This is a genomic window from Aeromonas salmonicida subsp. salmonicida (assembly GCF_001643305.1).
Taxonomy (GTDB): Bacteria; Pseudomonadota; Gammaproteobacteria; order Enterobacterales; family Aeromonadaceae; genus Aeromonas; species Aeromonas salmonicida.
This window is the reverse complement of sequence record NZ_LSGW01000099.1, coordinates 26,255-44,575: the sequence shown is the minus strand read 5'-3', so window position 1 is coordinate 44,575 and position 18,321 is coordinate 26,255. Positions and strand designations below refer to the sequence as shown.

Genomic DNA, 18,321 nt, shown 5'->3' with positions numbered 1-18,321 from the left:
TATTGAATCGATTCGATCATGGCTCCTGTAGTAGCATTGCGCTGCTTTATTCGCCTGAGGAACCGGGCAGACCAGCTTGATCGGTCACCAATAATAAGAAACCAGAAACAACTCATTGATATTTGAGACACTTATATGATTGCGCAAAAAAACACCCTGACCGCAGCGATGCGAAATAGAGGGGCACAGCAACTGCTGCCGCTCTCCTGCCTGCTGGCAAGCCTGCCAGTACTGGCCGAACAACCGAAAGAATTGCCAAAAGCCAGCGAAACCATGGTGGTGACAGGTACCGCCATGAAGGTGGAAGTGCCCATGGCCGAGACGCCAAGGGCCGTCTCAGTGGTCAATCGTGAGGAACTGGATCAGCACGCCGTGCTGAAACTGGACGAAGCGCTGCGCTACCGCTCCGGTGTGCTCTCCCAATCCTATGGATCCGACAACGATGCTGACTGGTTCAAGGTGCGTGGCTTCGATGCCGCCTCCTATCTGGATGGCAATCGCCTGTTCAGCACCGGCTACTATGTGTGGACGCCAGAGCCGTTCGGTCTGGAAAGCGTGGAAGTGCTGAAAGGGCCCGCCTCGATCCTCTACGGCGAGGCGCCTCCCGGCGGCGTGATCAATGCCATCAGCAAGCGGCCGACTGCCACCCCGCAGGGGCAGCTGGATCTGCAGATGGGCTGCCGGGATCTTCGCCAGATCGGGGTGGATGTCTCGGATGCATTGACCGACAACAGTCGCTACCGTCTGGTCGCCCTCTATAGCGAGCGTGACGGCGTGCTGAACGATACCTATAACGATAGGGTTTATCTGGCGCCAAGCGTCACCCTGGATATCTCGGATCGTACCAGCCTGACCCTGCTGGCCAGTTTCAAGCATGACGAAGGTGTGCCGACCAACGGCTTCTTCCCTGTCTATGGCACTCTCAATACCAGCGGTGGCCAGATTGATCCCTCCACCAACCTGAGCCAGCCGGATTACGATCGCAATCGCAACACCCAGATCTCCGCCGGTTACGAGCTGGCCCACCAGCTCAACCAGACCTGGGAATTCAAGCAGAACGTCCGCTTCAACTACAACGATCTGCTGCTGCGCCAGACCTATATCTTCCCGACCTATGAAGGCACGACCGCCTACCGTGGGCTGGTCTACCGGGATGGCGACACCAAGAGCGCCACCATGGATAACCAGATGGTGGGTTACTGGAACACGGACAGCACGGAGCAGACCTTGCTGCTGGGGCTGGATCTGCAGCGTCACGTCAACGAAGGTCAGGAAGCCGATAACTTCGGCATGGGTTCCATCAATACCATGAACCCGGATTACAGCGGCTTCCCCGGTTTTGACGAATCCACCACCATCCACCAGAAGAGCACCAAGGGCCAGAGCGGCCTCTATGCCCAGCACCAGATCCGCTGGGACGATCGCTGGTTGCTGACCGGTGGTGGCCGCTTCGACTATGTGGAGACCCACAACATCAGCGAAGCCAAGAGCAAGGAGGAGAAACAGTACGATCACGAGCTATCCCTCTCCGGCAGCCTGATGTATCTGGCCGACAACGGTCTCTCTCCTTATATTGCCTACGCCGAATCGTTCGAGGTGTTGCCCGGGATAGATCCCAATACCCAGAACTCCTACAAGCCGCTCAAGGGCACCCTGTATGAGACTGGCGTCAAGTACGCCCCCAGCTTCCTAGACGGTTACATCAATCTGGCCCTGTTCGATCTGGAGCAGACCAACTCGCTCGTCTCTACAGGATCCGGTCAGCAGACCCAGGCCGGCGAAGTGACCTCCCAGGGTGTCGAGCTGGAAGGCAGCGTGCAGGCCACAGAGGCGCTGCGTCTCACCGCTGCTTATACCTACACGGATGCCAAGACCAACGACACCGGCAAGGGTGATCGCCGTGCCAGCCTGATCCCGCGCCATATCGCCTCCTTCTGGGGCAACTACAAGGTGCAGCAGGGAGTTGCTTCCGGTCTGGAACTGGGAACCGGCGTACGTTATGTCGGCTCCAGTGTCGGCATAGGCGCCGTGGATGCCAGCTACAACCCCATCTATGGTTCGGCCCAGGTACCGGCCCATACCGTATGGGATGCGATGATCGGGTATGACTTTGCCAAGAACTGGCGAGCCCAGCTCAACGTCAACAACCTGCTGGGTGAAACCTACGTGGCCAGCTGTGACTACTACTGCTACTACGGCGAGCCGCGCAGTGTGGTGGGCAGCATCAACTACCGCTGGTAACAGAGGTCGGGCGGGAGTCGTGACTTCCGCCCTTTTTTCCCCGCATACAGGCCCGTCATGGAACTCTTGTCTCTGGTTTACCGCCAATATCGTTGGCCCTTCATCGCCATTACTCTGCTCAGCCTGCTTAGCGCAGTGAGCGGGATCGGCGTTATTGCCTTTATTAATCAATCTCTTGTCGAATCCGTCGGCGATCCGCTGCCGGTACTTGGCCAACTGCTTGGCCTGATCCTGTTGCTGCTGGTGATCACACTCGGATCTCAATTGGCCCTGACCACACTCGGTCATCATTTCGTCTACCGGTTGCGGGGCCGTCTGCTCAAGCAACTGCTGGATACCGATGTCGCCCGCATTCGCCAGCTTGGCCAGGGGCCGCTGCTGGCGTCCCTCTCCAGCGACATAGGCCAGATCACCATCGCCTTCGTGCGCCTGCCCGAGCTGGTGCAGGGGTTGGTGCTCACTGTTGGTTCGGCCCTCTATCTCGGCTGGCTGTCACCGGCCCTGCTCGGCGTCACAGCACTCTGGGTCACTGTGACCATGGTGGTGGGCTGGCTGCTGGTGAACCGTGTTTATCGCCATCTCTCCCACATGCGTCAGGCGGAGGATCGCCTTTATCAGAACTATCAGGCCATCATAGCGGGCAGCAAAGAGCTGGCGCTCAATCGCGAGCGGGCCCATTTCGTCTACCACCAGCTCTATGAGCAGAACGCCCGTGACTATCGCCAGCAGATCATTCGCGCCGACACCTATCACCTGAGCGCGGTGAACTGGTCGAATATCATGATGCTGGGAGCCATAGGCCTGGTCTTCTTCCTGGCCAATGGCCTCGGCTGGGCCAACACCAATGTGGCCGCCACCTTTGCCCTGACCCTGCTGTTCCTGCGCACTCCGCTGTTGCAGGGGATAGGCGCCTTGCCGACCCTGCTTTCCGCCCAGGTAGCGTTCGACAAGATAGCCGCACTGGCGCTGGCCGAGCCGGATCCCGACTTCCCGCTGCCACCGGCACCCCGTGCCTGGCAACGCATCCAGCTGGAGCAGGTGAGCTTTCACTATCAGGGGGAGGGTGGCTTCGCGGTGGGCCCCATCAATCTCACCATTGAGAAGGGGGAGCAGGTCTTCATCATAGGTGGCAACGGCTCCGGCAAATCGACCCTGGCCATGCTGCTGACCGGTCTCTATCAGCCTGTGTCGGGCCGGATCCTGCTGGATGGTGAACCCGTCACGGATCGCAACGCCTATCTGGCGCTCTTCTCCGCCATCTTCACCGATTACCACCTGTTCCAGCATTTGCTGGGGCCCGAGCCCAAGGCCGAGCTGATCGCCGAGTGGCTGGATCGGTTGCAGATGGGCAGCAAGCTCGCCATCGAGGACAACTTTATCGCCGATATCGATCTCTCCCAGGGGCAGCGCAAGCGGGTCGCTCTGCTGCTGGCACTGGCTGAGCAGCGCGAGGTGATGCTGTTTGATGAATGGGCCGCGGATCAGGATCCCCAGTTCCGCCGCATCTTTTATCAGCTGCTGCTGCCGCGCCTCAAGGCGATGGGCAAGACGGTGATCGCCATCAGCCACGACGATCACTACTTCCCGCTGGCCGACCGCTTGCTGGAGATGCGTCAGGGCCAGCTCACCGAACTGACCGGCGAGCGGCGCGAGCAGGTCAGCCGGGATGCCGTCGCCCATCTGGATTGCGAGGTGCCGGCTTGATGCCGGCACCGATGAGACTGGCATCAGGCCAGCACAGGAACAGCTTATGTTTGAGATGAAAGCCGCCAGCTTCGCGGTAAACGGCCGCAAGCTGCTGCACCCCACTGACCTGCGTTTCGAGCAGGGACAGGTCTATGGCCTCATCGGCCACAACGGCTCGGGCAAATCCACCCTGCTCAAGCTACTGGCGCGCCAGCAGTCTCTGAGTGAGGGCGAGATCCTGTTCGATGACAAGCCGCTGACCGATTGGGGCAACCGGGAGTTCGCCCGTCAGGTGGCCTATCTGCCCCAGCATCTGCCGAGCGCCGAGAACCTGCTCGGGCGTGAGCAGGTGGAGATGGGTCGCTATCCCTGGCGCGGCCTGCTTGGCCGGATGGGAACAGAGGATCAGCGTCAGGTCGACAGGGCCATTGCTCTCACCCATACCGAAGGTTTTGCCGATCGGCTGGTGGATACCCTTTCCGGTGGCGAGCGGGGCAGGGTCTGGCTGGCCATGCTGCTGGCCCAGGAGAGCCGCTTCATCCTGCTCGACGAGCCGCTGGCCGCGCTGGACGTGGCCCATCAGGTGGAGGTGCTGACTTTGGTCAGGCAGCTCAGCCGTCAGCTCAACCTCGGCGTCATCATAGTCATCCACGACATCAACATGGCCTCCCGCTTCTGCGATCGGCTGGTAGCGCTGCACTCGGGTCGTCTGCTTACCCATGGCGAGCCAGAGCGGATCATGACCAGCGAGACCCTGCACGCCATCTATGGCATTCCGATGGAGGTCATGCGCCACCCGGCCCATGCCCATGCCATCGCCATCATCTAGGCGGGACAGCTATCTTGATATCTTCATTGAAAAGGGCCGGCTGGCTGCTCTGCCTGCTGGCTCCATTGGGATTGCAGGCCAGTCCGGCGAGCCAGAGTGCCATCACCGATACCGCTCGGCCGAGTGAGCACACACAGGTACTACGGATTGCCACCGTCGACTGGACCATAGCCGAAACCCTGCTGGCGCTCGGGGTGACCCCGCTGGCGGTGGGGGATGTCAGCGCCTACCGCGCCTGGGTCGGCGAGCCGTTGCTGCCGGCCGATGTGGTTGATATAGGCCTGCGGGCTCAACCCAATCGCGAGCTGCTGGCCGAGTTGAAACCCGATCGCATCCTCATCTCCCCGCTGGCGGCGCCGCTGGCACCGACCCTGTCCCGCATCGCCCCCGTGCAGTCCATCGCCCTCTATGATCCACAAACGGATCTGTGGCAGCGGCTCCATGAGGCGACCCTGACCATAGCGGCGCTGGTGAACAAAACGGCCGAGGCGAACGTGCTGCTGACAGATTTGAATCGGGAGCTCGAGCAGATGAAACAGACCCTGCCGGCGGAGCTGCCGCCCCTGCTGGTGGTGCAGTTCATCGATGAGCGCCATGTGCGGGTGTTCGGTCGCCACAGCCTGTTCGAGGCCGTGATGCAGCGACTCGGCCTGCGCAATGCCTGGCAGGGGGAGACAAATGCCTGGGGTTTCTCGGTGGCCAGCATAGAGCAGTTCATGGCGCTGCCAGCCGCGCGGCTGGTGGTGGTGAATCCCATCCCGGTCGGGGTGAGCGAGCGGCTGCAGGAGCCCGGCCTGTGGCAGCATCTGCCGCTGGTGCAACAGGCTCCGGTATTGCATCTGCCCGCAGTCTGGAGCTTCGGTGGCGTGCTCGCCGCCCGTCGCTTCGCCACCTTGCTCAGCGAGGCATTGCAGAAGGATGCCAGGGGAGATCGCCAATGAAACATATATTTCCATCCCCGTTGCTGCGACCGACCTTGATCCTGCTGGGGCTGACCCTTTCGCTCGCTTGCTGGGAGCTGGCCCGCCAGTTGCCGGGCGCGCTCTGGTGGCAGACCCTCTTTGCGCCCAATCTGGATGATGCCCGTCAAGCCGTGGTCCATTTCAGCTGGTTGCCCCGCTTGACGGTGACCCTGCTGGCCGGGGCCGCCCTCGGTCTGGCTGGCACCCTGATGCAGCAGGTGCTGCGCAACCCGCTCGCCTCGCCGACCACCTTGGGGGTGGCCTCCGGCGCCCAGCTGGCGCTGATGATGGTGACTCTGTTTGCTCCCTCCTGGTTGCTGCTGGGGCGTGAGTGGATCGCCATGGCCGGTGGCAGCCTCGCCATGGCGCTGGTGTTTGCCCTGGCTTGGCGTCGTCAGCTCAATCCCGTCGTCATCGTCTTCGCGGGGCTGGTGATCAACCTCTATCTGGCGGCCATCAGCATGGGGCTGCTGCTGTTTTTTCAGGAGGAGTTGAAAGGCTTGCTGGTGTGGGGCAGTGGTTCTCTGGCCCAGAACAGCTGGAGTGGCGTGCACTACCTGTTGCCCAGGTTGCTGGTGGCGGGGGGGCTGGCGGCTGCGCTGGTGCGCCCGCTGGCTGTGCTTGAACTGGATGATGCCAGCGCCCGCAGTCTGGGGGGCTCGCTCCAACACTTGCGACTGGCGGGGCTTGGCTTGGCGGTATTTGTCACCGCCTGCGTGGTGAGCGTGGTGGGGCTGATCGGTTTTATCGGGTTGGCCGCACCGGCCATGGTGCGGCTGCTGGGGATCCGCCAGCTCGGTCAGCGGCTGCTGTGGGCGCCTGTTCTGGGGGCTCTGCTGTTGGCGGCCACCGATCTGTTGCTGCAATCCGTCAGTCGATTCTGGCCCATGCTGATCCCGACCGGTGCCATGACGGCTCTGTTGGGGGCGCCGCTTTTGCTCTGGCTGATCCCGCGACTTTCCTTGAAGTCGGGCACACCCAAAGCGAGTACCGGTTTGCTGGTAGCACGACATCCGGCCCCGACTCGCCTGATCACCTTGCTGCTGCTCGGTTTGGGGCTCGCCATCATAGGCTCTCTGCTGTTCGGTCAGGGAATGCACGGCTGGAGCTGGCCGAGCTGGCTCAGGTGGCAGGCCCAGCTGGAGTGGCGGCTGCCGCGCACTCTGGCGGCGGGAGCTGCCGGGATCTTGCTGGCGCTGGCGGGCACCCTGCTGCAGCGGGTCAGCAACAATCCCATGGCGAGTCCGGAACTGCTGGGAGTGAGTGGCGGCACCTTCATGGGAGTGATAGCAACGGCACTGCTGCTGCCTGCCTTGCCATTGCCCATGATGCTGCTTGGGGGCTTGATCGGGGCTTTCGGTTGCCTCTTGCTGCTGGTGCTGGTCAACCGCAAGCATGGCTTCCAGCCGGAGCGGATCCTGCTGTCCGGCATCGCCATCACGGCGCTGTTCGAACCATTACAGGCGATAGCGCTGGCCAACGGCGATATGCGGGTGCAGCAACTGCTCTCCTGGATGTCCGGCTCTACCTATTACGTCACCCTGCCGGTGGCTTATGGACTGGTGGCACTGGCGGTATTGATGCTGGCTGCCTGCCTGCTCATCAGCCGCTGGCTCGATCTGTTGCCCATGGGACCGGCACTGGCAACCGCATTGGGAATTCGCCTCAACCGTGCCCAGCTCGCGATACTGCTGCTGGTGGCCGTGCTCACCGCCAGCGCCACCCTGGTGGTGGGGCCGCTATCCTTCGTTGGTCTGCTGGCCCCGCACATGGCCAAGCTGATGGGATTGGTGCGGGCGCGCTGGCACCTGCTCGGTGCCGCCGCTTCCGGTGCCCTGCTGATGGTGTCGGCGGACTGGATCGGCCAGCAGATCCTGTTCCCGCAGGACGTGCCGGTCGGGCTGGTCTCCACCCTGTTAGGGGGCGCTTACTTCATGTGGTGCCTGCGCCGCCTCTAGGTGTGTGGATGACAAATGCACAAAAAAGAGCCCGGGATAATCCCGGGCTCTTTGTTTCAAGGCTGGCGCCGACTCATGTGCCGAGGCAGACAGCCAACTCAGAATGCCAGTGAGGTGGACAGAAGGAAGGTACGTGGAGAACCCAGTCCGCCGGACAGTCCGCTGCCGTTGCCACCGCTCCAGGAGCCGAGCCAGTAGGCATGATTGGTGAGGTTTTGCACCGAGGCTCGTACCGTCACCTCCTTGGTGGCAATCTTGGTGGTGTAGCGGGCCCCCAGGTCGAAGGTGGTGTAGGGGGAGAGCGACATGCGGTTGTCATCGGTGACATAGCGCTTGCCGACAAACTGGGTATTGCCGGTCAGCGTGAGCCCGGGCAGGGCGGCGAGGTCGTATTCCAGCCCCAACTTGGCCATCACTTTGGGCACCCCGGTCGCCTGGTTGCCTTCATTGGCCTTGTTGAGGGCCTTGGTCAGTTCGGCCTGGGTATAGGAGGCTCCCCCCAGCAGGCGCAGTTCCGGAGTCAGCTCGCCAAACAGATCCCACTCAATCCCCCGGTTGCGCTGTTCACCGTAGACCCCATAGACATTGCTGACCGGATCCGTGTAGGCGCTCGGTTTGGCTATCTGGAACAGGCTCAGTGTGTGGGCGAACTGACCCAGATCCAGCTTGGCGCCGACCTCATACTGCTTGGTCTGGTAGGGCTTCATGATTTCACCCGCATTGCTCGCCGTGGTGGGCGCCGTGCCCCCCTGGCCCAGCCCCTCTATGTAGTTGGTGTAGAGGGAGAGGTCATCCCGTACCTTGACCAGGATGGCGGTGGCTGGCGAGAGCCGGCTCTCGTCATAGTGGGAGGTCTGCGCGCCGCTGGCGCCATAGTTGGTGCTCTCCACCGTCTGATGTCTGGCGCCGACTGTCCACTGCAGGTCCCCGTCCAGGAAGGAGAGGGTGTCCACCAGGGCGACACTTTCCAGCTTGGCGTCGCTGCTGGACGTCACTGCGCCAAAACCGCTCTGATCGGGGGCCGAGCCAAAATCGAGGTGGTCATAGTTGGTGATTGTGTGTTTGGGATACATGCGATCCTTGAAGCTGAGCTCCGAGGTGTAGTGCGTGGCAGCCAGTGACCAGGCGTGATCGACAGGGCCCGTGCCGAGGTTGCCCCGCAGACCGGCTTCGCCCGAGCGTTGGGTGCCGTCCCGTTCGGAGCGAATGGCCATGGCGTTGATGTCCCCCGCATTGTTGAGCAGGGTATTGCGGGTGATCAGGGCTCTGTATCCCCCCTCTCGCTGGCCCCATGCGGCAAAGGCCGTCAGCGAGTCGGTCAGGTCGAACTCCCCCCGCAATACGGCTGCCCTGGTGTCATTGATGGTGTAGGCCCAGGCCGGAGCCAGTGAATAGTCGCCCTTTTTGGCTGTGGGCAGCTGGGTGACAGTGCTGGCGATGGAGGAGATGCTGAAGTAGTTGACCCCATCCACCTCTTCATGTTGCCGATAGAGATCGAGGGAGGCGCGGGCCCGCTCGTTGCGCCAGTCGAGGCCAATGGAAGTCAGCTCCATCTTGTGCTGCTGGTCATTGACCGGGGTGTCACCATCGCGGTAGACGCCATTGAAGCGCACCCCCCACTGTTTTTCTTCCCCGAAACGGCGACCCAGATCCAGATGCACGCCGCCGAGCCCGTCTGATTCATAGGTGGCGGTCACCTTGGCCAGAGGATCCTTGCCGGCGCGTTTGGGCATTATATTGATGCTGCCCCCCACGCTGCCGTCTGGCGGCATGCCGTTGAGCAACACGGACGGGCCCTTGAGCACGTCGACCCGCTCGGCCATCTCGGTCGAACTGCGCATGTTGGGCGCCATGCCGATCAAACCGTTGAAGGTCATGTCACTGGCCGTGGTGCTGAAGCCACGCATGTAGAAGGTCTCGAAGATGCTGCGTTTGCTCGGCACATAGATGGATGCATTGGTGGCACCTGCGAGGGAGCCGATATCCTGGGCCTGCTCGTTCTCTATGTATTCTTCTGTGTAGCTGACGGTGTTGAAAGGGGTATCCATGAAGTGCTTGTTGCCAAGCAATCCGACCCGACTGTCAGAGGCCACCTGGCCACCGGCATAGGTCTGGCGCCCTTGCACCACCATGACCTCATCGGCACTGACCCCGGCTTGTCGGCGAACCTTGTAGTGTCCTTCTCCCGCAGGCTCGGCCACCAGATCGTGACCACTCAACAAGAGGGCCAGACCCTGGGGGGGACTGTATTGGCCTGCCAGCCCGGGGCTGGTCATCCCTTGCATGGTTTTATCATCGAGATCCAGGCTGATACCTGTCTCGGACGAGAAGGTCTTGAGCGCCTGGGCCAGAGAGCCAGCCGGGATACTGAGGCTTTTTGTGGTCGTGACCGACAGCTCCGGGGATTGTGCCTGCGCCGATGGGGCCAGGCCGAGCAGCAGTGTGCCACTGACACCGGCCAGAATGGCCAGACGTGCGGCCACGCCCAGCTTGTTCAAGGAAAAGCGGGAAACGGTTTGTGCCAGAGGGGGATGGGCGAGCGCTGCAGGATGCAACAGATGGGGCTTTAACATTCAGGATTCCTTTCTATTCGAGGAGGTGATTGATTGTCTCCTTCTGTTTTCCGAACGAGACTTCACAACCCTCAAATAAAAATGAATATCATTTGTATCTTTGTGGCCCGGCAGCATAACGGCCAGTGATTCAGCCGCGACAGCCGGGCAAACAGAGTGATCCTGTCAGCTGCGGTAGCCCGTCATCACTTCATCGGCAATGCGGGTCAGACAGGTCACGCTGGCCGTGCAGAGATACCAGGTTTCCGGGTCGACAAAGATGACCTTGCCACTTTTCCACGCCTTGGTCTGGCGCAGCAGGGGGTTATCCAGGCTCTGGGCATTGAGTGCCGCCCGCCGCTCCATCACGGCCGTCCTGTCGATCACATAGAGGATGTCCGGATCCGCCTGCTGGATGAACTCGTTGGAGATGGGCTGCCCATGGGTGCCTGTTTCCCTGTCAGGACCCGCCGGCTGTACCCCAAGGGTATCGAAGATGAAGCCATACCGTGAGTGTGTGCCGAAGGAGGTAAAGGCGCCGTTATTGTGCAGCACTATCAAGGCCTTTTCCGGTCGGTTCCGGGTCACTTCACGCACCTGGGCTATCTTGTCGTCTATTTGCTGAACCTTTTCGCGCGCGAGATCCTCTTTACCCAGTATCCTTCCGAGGGTGAGCAGGTGAGCCTTGGCGGTTTCCAGTACATGCCCCTGGTGATTGGTCATGTCGATGTCGTAGTGCAGGGTCGGCGCTATCCGGCTCAGCTCCTGATAACTCTGGGCTTGCAGGGGGGAGATCAGGATGAGATCCGGCTTGAGTTTGTGCAGTCGCTCCAGGTTGGGTTGTATGGTGGTGCCCACATCCATGACGTTGGGATCGTCTTTGTATTTGCTGAGGAAGTGAGCCACATAGTCTTTGGCGATGCCCGCCACGGGGGCGCCCAGCTGATCCAGGGTATCCAGTTCACTCATGTCGAATGCCACCACCCGCTCCGGGCGGTGGGTTATCCGTGTCGTACCCAGCTGGTGTTCGACAGTGACCATGGGATCGTTTGCCGAGGGTGTCTGTGCCGCCGATCCTGATGAGGCGTCATCACACCCCATCAGGCCAGCGGCCGCCACCAGCAATATTCCGTGTACTGCATGTGCCTTGTTCATCCTCATAGCGATTCTCCTGACAGGGATGGGTTGAAGTAGTTGCAGACGAAGCCGTTTTGACTCGGCAGTATCTCGAAGTCCAGTTCATAGAGGTCTTGCAGACAGGCACGGGTGACCACCTGGCCGACCGGGCCACTGTGGGCGATGGCGCCTGCTTTCATCGCGACTATGTGGTCGGAATAGTTGGCGGTAAAGTTGATGTCGTGTACCACCAGAATGACGGTGCGGCCCTGTTCATCACAGAGGCGCCGGATGGCCTGCATGATGTTGACCGCATGCTTCATGTCCAGATTGTTGAGGGGTTCATCCAGCAACAGGCAGTCGGTCTGCTGGGCAATGGTCATGGCCAGAAACGCCATCTGTCGCTGACCACCGCTGAGCTCATCCAGATAGGCCTTGCGCAGAGGCTCAAGGGCCAGAAAATCAATGGCGTCATCGATTGCCAGCCGGTCCTGGCGGGTGAGGGCTCCCTGGCTGTAGGGGAAGCGCCCGAAAGAGACCAGCTCGTCAACGGTCAGGCGCAGCCCGACGTCCGGTGACTGGCGCAGGGTCGCGACCCGTCTGGCATAGTCGCGGGTGGGGATCTGCTCGATATTGATCCCGTCCATCAGAATTTTGCCCCGGCTGACGGTGAGCAGCCGGGCAATCGACATCAGCAGCGTGCTCTTGCCTGCGCCATTGGGCCCGATCAGCGAGGTGACCTGGCCGGCGGGAAAGGCCAGGGTGACATCGCGCAGCACTGGCTTGTCACCGTAAGTCTTGTGAACATGTTCCAGGGTGATCATGGGGTGCCTTTCGTTTTGACCATGAGGGCGAGAAAGTAGGTGCCACACACCAGGTTGATGAGGATGCTGACCGTGGTGCGGTAGTTGAACAGCTGCTCCACCAGAAACTGGGCGACGATAAAAATGGCGATGGCAATGGCGCAGCCCAGCGGCAGGGTGACCCTGTGGCGGAAGGTGCGTGCCAGCGCATAGGTGATATTGGCCACGAATACCCCCATGAAGGCCGTTGGGCCTACCAGGCTGGTGGATACGGCCACCAGCACGGCGATCAGGGCCAGTTGCAGCCGCACTGTGTGCCGGTAATCCACTCCCAGCGAGATTGCCTGGTCACGGCCCAGGGAGAGCACATCCAGCACTGCCAGCCGTCGGTGGGTCATGATGCCGACCAGGGTGATCAAGGCGGTGCCGAACAGCAGTTGTCCGGGCTGTACCCGGTTGAAGGTGGCGTAGCTGAAGCCCTGCAGGATGGAGAATTCACCCGGGCTGGTCTTGAGCTGGATGAACTGGGTAAAGGTGCCGAGCACCATGGTCAGCACCAGGCCCGCCAGCAGCAGCTGATAGAGATTGGTCTGCCCCTCCCTGAACAGCCAGCGATGGACTATCCAGGAGTAGCCCAGCATGAACAGCAGTGACAGCAGCACGTTTTCCTGCCGGTCCAGCAGGATCAGGCTCTGGCTGCCCAGCGTCAGTACCAGTATGGCTTGCAGCAGCAGATAGACAGCCTCGTATCCCATGATGGCGGGAGTCAGGAGCCGGTTGCCCGCCAGCGTCTGAAACGTCACAGCCGATACCGCGATACAGATGCCCGCCAGCCCGATGGCGGCAAGACGCATCAACCTTTGGGGGATCACATAGTCGAAGTCCAGATCCGACCCCACCAGCAGAAACAGCAAGGCCAGCACTATCACCAGCGCCCAGATGCCATAAGGGATCAACAGGTGCTTCATGCGCGTCTCCACAGGATCATCGACAGGAACAGCACGCCCCCCACGCTGCCTGCGGTCAAGCCTATTGGCACTTCGAAGGGGTAGATCAGCAGGCGGCCGAGAATGTCGCACGCCAGCAGCAGCAGGGCGCCGCTCATGGCGACGATGGGCAGGGTTTTCTTCAGGTGCTCACCGTAATGCATGGCCACCAGGTTGGGAATGACCAGACCGACGAAGGGGATGGCCCCCACTGTGATGACGGTGGCGGCTACCGTGACCGCCACCAGCACCAATCCCAATGCCGCCGTTGCCGAATAGCGCAGTCCCAGGCTGGTGGCCGCCTCTTCCCCCATGCCCAGCACTGTGAAGCGATGGGCATAGAGATAAGTGAGCACTGTGATGGGCAGGATCAGGTAGATGATCTCGTAATTGCCTTCGACCACCTTGGAGAAATCCCCCAGCAGCCAGCCCTGTATGCTTTGCAGTATGTTGTGCCGATAGGCATAGAACTCGGCGATGGCGCTGAGCACGCTGCCATACATGAGGCCAATCACGGGGATCAGCACAGTATTCTTGAACTGAATGCGCCGTATGATGGCGATGAACAGCAGGCTGGACAGAAAGCAGAACGCCAGCGCCACCAGCATCCGCCCCGTGGTGCCGGTTGAGGGGAGCTGGGTCAGCGCAATCAGGATGCCGAGTTTGGCGGCATCCAGCCCACCCGAGGTGGCCGGTTCCACAAACTTGTTTTGCACTATCTGCTGCAATATGACCCCGGACACCGACAAGCCGGCCCCGGTGAGCAGGAGTGCCGCCAGTCGGGGCAACCGGCTGGCGGTGAGGGTCAGCCAGCTGTCGCCCGAGAAGGACCAGAGCGCCGCCAGGGATATCTGTTTGGCCCCGACCAGCAGGGAGACGCCACTGAGCAGGATCAAGAGGGTGGGCAGTACCGCTGGTCTCAAGAGGTGGCCTCGTCACGGACGGCGCGGCTGATGCGCCATCCCTTGGCGGCTTGCCGTTGTGCCAGGAAATGGGCATAGGGACCGGACTGGCGGCTGAGTTCGGCATGGGTGCCCTGTTCGCGTACCTTGCCCTCTTCCAGTACCAGTATCTGGTCTGCCATCTCGACCGTCGACAGCTGGTGGGCGATGACAATCAGGGTTCGTTTCCCTCGCAGACGCGCCAGCGCCTCGGCGATGGCGGCCTGGTTCTCCGCATCCAGGGCTGCCGTGGCCTCGTCGACCAGCAGTATGGGGGCATCCTTGATCAGAGCCCGGGCGATGGAGATACGTTGCCGCTCACCGCCAGAGAGGCGGGCCCCCCCTTCACCCACCTGAGTTGCCAGACCCTGGGGCAGGCGCTCCAGGATCTCGCTCACCCCGGCTTGCATTGCCGCGATCAACACCTCTTCATCGCTGGCGTTCGGTTTGCCGATGCGGATGTTGTCGGCAATCGAGCCCTGGAACAGGTAGGCATCCTGGAAAATCTGGCTGATCTGGTTGGCCAGTACGTCGCCGGTTATCTCCCTGACATCCACGCCACCCACCTTGACCTCTCCCTGGCTGACATCGAAAAAGCGTGCGATCAGCCTCAGCAAGGTGGTTTTCCCCGAGCCGGATGCCCCGACCAGCGCCGTCATGCTGCCCGGTTCGACTCTCAGGCTGACGTCACTGAGCACGGAGGGTTGATTTGCGGCATACCGGAAGCTGACGTTGCACAGCTCGACCGAAGCATCGGTCGGGATGCGTGGTGAGTGCGGGGCCGACTGGGGAGCTTGCGCAAAGATGTCTCGCAAGGCATCCAGTTGTCCACGGACGCTGCGCAGGATATCGCTGTAACTGGCCACATCGAGCAAGGGATCGATGAAACGGTTTATCAGCACCAGGGCCACCAGGGCGGCAATCAGCCCCTCTTTGTCCACGCCAGCACCTGCATTTCCCTGCAACCACAGGGTCGCGGCGATCAGCAGGGCGGCAAAGCCGGCTTGCACCGCCCAGAGATTGAGTCCGGATGAGAGTGCGGTGAGCTGGATAAGCTTTTTGGCGGATTGCTGTTGCTGCGAGATGGCCTGCTCGAGGAAGCGGGTACCGCCGCGCTCGCCATTGAAGGCTCGCAGCACGGATTGTGCCTGCGCGAATTCGACCATGCGCTGGCTGGTGGAGGCGGCATTGCGGTGGAACTTCAGGTCAGCCGCTTGATTGAGGCGGCCAGTGAACCAGAACACCCCCACCATGAGCGGCAGGGCGACCAGCGCCACCAGCCCCAGGGTCAGGTTGATGGCAAACAGAGCCGCCAGCACTACCAGGGGTATGAGGGAGCCGGTCAGCAGCGGGGTAAAAACATGGGCCGGGAGCTGGGCGATTTCCATCATCCCCTGTGATGCCGCGTGATTGAGCCGGGCTGTGTTGGCAGGGGTAAACCAGCCGATGGGCAGGTTGCCGACGTGCTCGCCCAGCTGATGGCGACCCGTCTGGAGGACGGCAATGCCGACCGCTATCCCCGCCTTTTCCACCTTGCGCCTGAGGTACCAGCAGAGCACCACCCCCGCCAGCTGGACGAACAGCCAGCTGGCTGCACTGTTCACCTCTCCCAGCAACAAGTGCCTGAGCACTGGGATCAGGGTGACTATGGTGAGGCCGCAACAGAGGCTGTAGATCACTGCCAGCCAGCCATAGCGACGCAATATTGCTGTGTCATCGTCCAGCAGACGAACAAAGGTCTTCAGCATTGGGGGACCGCCTCTTCATGCTCAGGGGATTGTCTTTTCTCTACGGGAATGGCCTTGTCATAGCGGCCCTGGGCCCACAAGCGGGCATAAAGGCCATTGAGTGCCAGCAGTTCGTCGTGCCTGCCCTGTTCGCAGAGGGTACCGTTGTCGATCACCAGGATTTGATCGGCGTTCATGACGGTGTCGAGTCTGTGTGCGATGACGACCAGGTTACGGCCATGGGCAAAGGCCGAGAGTGCCTGTTGCAGCTTCACCTCGTTGTCGGCATCGGCCGCCGCAGTGGCTTCGTCAAGCACCAGCACCGGCGGGTCGAGCAGCAGGGCACGGGCTATGCTCACCCGTTGCAGTTCCCCACCGGAGAGCTGCGCATCCTCTCCGACCACTGAGTCGTATCCATGCGGCAGCGCCAGAATGCGATCGTGGATATTGGCGAGTCGTGCGACGGCTTCAACCTCTGCCCGGGTGGCGTTCGGACGACCCAGCGCTATGTTGTCGTGCAGACTGGCGTGAATGAGGCGCACATCCTGCAAGACAAAGCCGATGTGTCGATAGAGCCGGGCGCTGTCCATTTGTCTGAGATCGACCCCGCCAAGGGTGATCCTCCCTGCATCCGGATCGAAGAAGCGCAGCAGCAGGCGTGCCAGAGTCGATTTCCCCGAACCGGATGCCCCGACAATAGCGGTGACAGTGCCAGGCTGCAGGGTGAAGTTGATGTCGGTCAGCACCTGTACCTGATCGTCATAGCCGTAGCTCAGTTGCTCGACCCGGATCTCCCCGTTTGCCGGCTGCTGGGAGTCGGCTGCAGCAGTGGTGTCCAGCACGGGAGTCTGCAGCAAGGCATGCACCCGCTGGGCAGCGCCGGTCGCATTGTTCAGGTCATGGGTGAGGTAGCTCAATAGCAGCAGGGGGGCGCAAAGCCCTGGGGCCACCAGCACGAATGGCAGCACATCGGCTGGTGCGATCCAGCCGGCACTGACCAGCACGACGCCCCCGGCCAGCACGACACCGAGCACGGAGGCTGGCGCCATGATGGCGTTGGCATTGGCCATGGCGCTGACCAGGGGGCGGGTAAACGCCTTGAAGGCATCGGCAAAGGCATCGATGGCTTCGCGGTAGCTGCTGTGGAGCTTGCCCTGAACACCGAATGCCTTCACTACCGGAATGCCGCTGACAAACTCGACCACGGCGTTGTTGATCCGCGCCATGCCGGCACCGAACTGCTGCATGTTGGCGGCGCTGGCGCTGTGCGCCCTGGCGGAGAACAGGAAGAAGAGGGGAAAGGGCAGCAGCGAGATGATGGCCATGCGCCAGTCCATGAAGAACAGGTAGGCAATCGAGATGGCAACGGCACCGGCGCTACGTCCCATGGTCGTGAAGAAATGGGCCGTCAGGCTGTGCAGTGTGCCTATGTCATCTTGCATCGCCTGTTTCACTTCACCCGATGCCCGGGCCGTGAACCAGCCCAGCGGCACTCTGGCCAGGCGGCGGGTCAGCGCCTGGCGCAGATAGCCAGTGATGCGGTTGTCGGCGAGGTGAGCGACCAGATCGCCCGCGGAAATGAGCGTCATGCCCAGAAACAGACTCGCCAGGCTGGCACCGACAATCAGCCAGAGTTCTTCAAGCTCCCACCCAGTACCCTCCTGGTCGAGCACCAGCTGTGCAATCCGGGTGATACCCGCCAGGGGAACCAGTGTCAGCATGGAACCAACGGCGGCGAGCAGGGCGGCAGCCAGCAGCTGGCCACGAATGGGTGAAAGGACTCGGGCAATCGGACCCGCGGCTTTGGAATCAAGAATGAACTCGTCGTCTACCTTCATGAATACTTCTCCACTGTGGGGTGATGGCGGCCATGTCCCACCGTCTCGTTTGCATTGGGCTGACACGTCTCTTGTGGTTTTCCGAACGGGCGGATAAAAACCTCAAATGAATCTTTTTACGGCCGAAGAAAGCTCAGCGTCCCGCATCTGATTCGCACTGGTGACAGGTCTGCAGGCCAAGGGCTATGTACTTCTCAACGGAAGAGACCGAGACCTGCAGTTCGGTTGCTATGTCCTGGTAGCCCATACCATTGAGTCTCGACAGCAGCAGTGCCTGGCGGATCTTGGGTGGCTTGCGCTGCAACGCCATATCGACCGCGCCCAGAGCTTCGCGCATCAGTGCACGGGTCTCTTCGGAAGGTTCCCTGAGTGCAGGTTGCTGGGTTTGGCGTTCGAGATAGCGGGCTTCCAGACTGCGGCGGCGATAGAGATCGATCAGTTTGCCTTTGGCTATTTGCATCAAATAACGGCGCGATTCGCTGGCCGCGGGAATATGGCCCTTATTGATGAGGTGGAGGTAAATATCGTGAGCCAAATCCGCTGCATCGTACGAATTTCCCAGCTTGCGGCGGAGCAGGCGACAGAGCCATCCATGATTGTCCCGATATAACGTCTGCCACTGTTCCTGCAAGGAGCAAGCTTCCCTCTCCACGGCTCTTTTCTCCCGAATACAGTGTTTTTC

The 18,321-nt window shown here is 61.2% G+C and carries 13 protein-coding genes; 5 read left to right on the top strand and 8 right to left on the bottom strand.

Translation table 11 applies throughout. From position 1 onward, the window contains the following. Window positions 1-135: 135 nt before the first annotated feature. From AXW79_RS18640 to fhuB, 5 genes are read left to right on the top strand one after another with little or no spacing between them, the layout of a single operon-like run. Window positions 136-2,241: a TonB-dependent siderophore receptor gene (locus AXW79_RS18640; protein WP_005319597.1), complete on the top strand. Its 2,106-nt coding sequence runs from the start codon at window positions 136-138 to the stop codon at window positions 2,239-2,241. 57 nt (window positions 2,242-2,298) lie between these two features. Further along, window positions 2,299-3,945 carry a multidrug ABC transporter permease/ATP-binding protein gene (locus AXW79_RS18635; protein ID WP_005319595.1) on the top strand — a complete coding sequence of 549 codons (1,647 nt, stop codon included), beginning with the start codon at window positions 2,299-2,301 and terminating at the stop codon, window positions 3,943-3,945. Window positions 3,946-3,991: 46 nt separating this feature from the next. Then, complete coding sequence (locus tag AXW79_RS18630; protein WP_005319594.1) at window positions 3,992-4,756, top strand: ATP-binding cassette domain-containing protein; 765 nt, start codon at window positions 3,992-3,994, stop codon at window positions 4,754-4,756. A gap of 26 nt (window positions 4,757-4,782) precedes the next feature. Further along, the gene (locus AXW79_RS18625) at window positions 4,783-5,697 is read left to right on the top strand and encodes an ABC transporter substrate-binding protein (RefSeq protein ID WP_005319592.1); all 915 of its coding nucleotides are present in this window, start codon (window positions 4,783-4,785) and stop codon (window positions 5,695-5,697) included. Continuing rightward, window positions 5,694-7,676, top strand: coding sequence for a Fe(3+)-hydroxamate ABC transporter permease FhuB (gene fhuB, locus AXW79_RS18620; protein ID WP_005319590.1), 1,983 nt, complete (start codon window positions 5,694-5,696; stop codon window positions 7,674-7,676). Before AXW79_RS18625 ends, fhuB begins: the two co-directional genes overlap by 4 nt. Before the next feature lie 98 nt (window positions 7,677-7,774). On the opposite strand, the gene AXW79_RS18615 is transcribed toward fhuB, so the two are convergent. The 8 genes from AXW79_RS18615 to AXW79_RS18580 form a co-directional block, all read right to left on the bottom strand. Next, window positions 7,775-10,249 carry a TonB-dependent receptor gene (locus AXW79_RS18615; protein WP_005319588.1) on the bottom strand — a complete coding sequence of 825 codons (2,475 nt, stop codon included), beginning with the start codon at window positions 10,247-10,249 and terminating at the stop codon, window positions 7,775-7,777. A 165-nt stretch (window positions 10,250-10,414) separates the two neighbouring features. Next, window positions 10,415-11,389 carry a siderophore ABC transporter substrate-binding protein gene (locus tag AXW79_RS18610; protein WP_005319584.1) on the bottom strand — a complete coding sequence of 325 codons (975 nt, stop codon included), beginning with the start codon at window positions 11,387-11,389 and terminating at the stop codon, window positions 10,415-10,417. Next, window positions 11,386-12,168 carry an iron ABC transporter ATP-binding protein gene (locus tag AXW79_RS18605; protein WP_005319583.1) on the bottom strand — a complete coding sequence of 261 codons (783 nt, stop codon included), beginning with the start codon at window positions 12,166-12,168 and terminating at the stop codon, window positions 11,386-11,388. The genes AXW79_RS18610 and AXW79_RS18605 overlap by 4 nt, the downstream gene beginning before the upstream one ends. Beyond that, window positions 12,165-13,100 (bottom strand): iron chelate uptake ABC transporter family permease subunit, encoded by a 936-nt coding sequence (locus tag AXW79_RS18600; RefSeq protein ID WP_306307707.1) that lies wholly within the window; start codon window positions 13,098-13,100, stop codon window positions 12,165-12,167. Before AXW79_RS18600 ends, AXW79_RS18605 begins: the two co-directional genes overlap by 4 nt. Window positions 13,101-13,111: 11 nt before the next feature. Then, entirely contained in the window at window positions 13,112-14,056 is a 945-nt protein-coding gene (locus tag AXW79_RS18595; protein WP_005319578.1) for an ABC transporter permease, read from the bottom strand. After that, window positions 14,053-15,822 carry an ABC transporter ATP-binding protein gene (locus AXW79_RS18590; RefSeq protein WP_005319577.1) on the bottom strand — a complete coding sequence of 590 codons (1,770 nt, stop codon included), beginning with the start codon at window positions 15,820-15,822 and terminating at the stop codon, window positions 14,053-14,055. The genes AXW79_RS18595 and AXW79_RS18590 overlap by 4 nt, the downstream gene beginning before the upstream one ends. Next, window positions 15,816-17,639, bottom strand: coding sequence for an ABC transporter ATP-binding protein (locus AXW79_RS18585; RefSeq protein WP_005319575.1), 1,824 nt, complete (start codon window positions 17,637-17,639; stop codon window positions 15,816-15,818). Before AXW79_RS18585 ends, AXW79_RS18590 begins: the two co-directional genes overlap by 7 nt. Window positions 17,640-17,772: 133 nt before the next feature. Next, on the bottom strand, window positions 17,773-18,291 hold the full coding sequence (locus AXW79_RS18580; protein WP_011899264.1) for a sigma-70 family RNA polymerase sigma factor: 519 nt from the start codon (window positions 18,289-18,291) through the stop codon (window positions 17,773-17,775). Between the last annotated feature and the right edge of the window lie 30 nt (window positions 18,292-18,321).

Bases quoted from the DNA above. Each gene is read 5' to 3' on its own strand.
- AXW79_RS18640 (WP_005319597.1), top strand. From the start codon at position 136: ATGATTGCGCAAAAAAACACCCTGACCGCAGCGATGCGAAATAGAGGG.
- AXW79_RS18635 (WP_005319595.1), top strand. From the start codon at position 2,299: ATGGAACTCTTGTCTCTGGTTTACCGCCAATATCGTTGGCCCTTCATC.
- AXW79_RS18630 (WP_005319594.1), top strand. From the start codon at position 3,992: ATGTTTGAGATGAAAGCCGCCAGCTTCGCGGTAAACGGCCGCAAGCTG.
- fhuB (WP_005319590.1), top strand. From the start codon at position 5,694: ATGAAACATATATTTCCATCCCCGTTGCTGCGACCGACCTTGATCCTG.
- AXW79_RS18615 (WP_005319588.1), bottom strand. From the start codon at position 10,249: ATGTTAAAGCCCCATCTGTTGCATCCTGCAGCGCTCGCCCATCCCCCT.
- AXW79_RS18610 (WP_005319584.1), bottom strand. From the start codon at position 11,389: ATGAGGATGAACAAGGCACATGCAGTACACGGAATATTGCTGGTGGCG.
- AXW79_RS18605 (WP_005319583.1), bottom strand. From the start codon at position 12,168: ATGATCACCCTGGAACATGTTCACAAGACTTACGGTGACAAGCCAGTG.
- AXW79_RS18590 (WP_005319577.1), bottom strand. From the start codon at position 15,822: ATGCTGAAGACCTTTGTTCGTCTGCTGGACGATGACACAGCAATATTG.
- AXW79_RS18585 (WP_005319575.1), bottom strand. From the start codon at position 17,639: ATGAAGGTAGACGACGAGTTCATTCTTGATTCCAAAGCCGCGGGTCCG.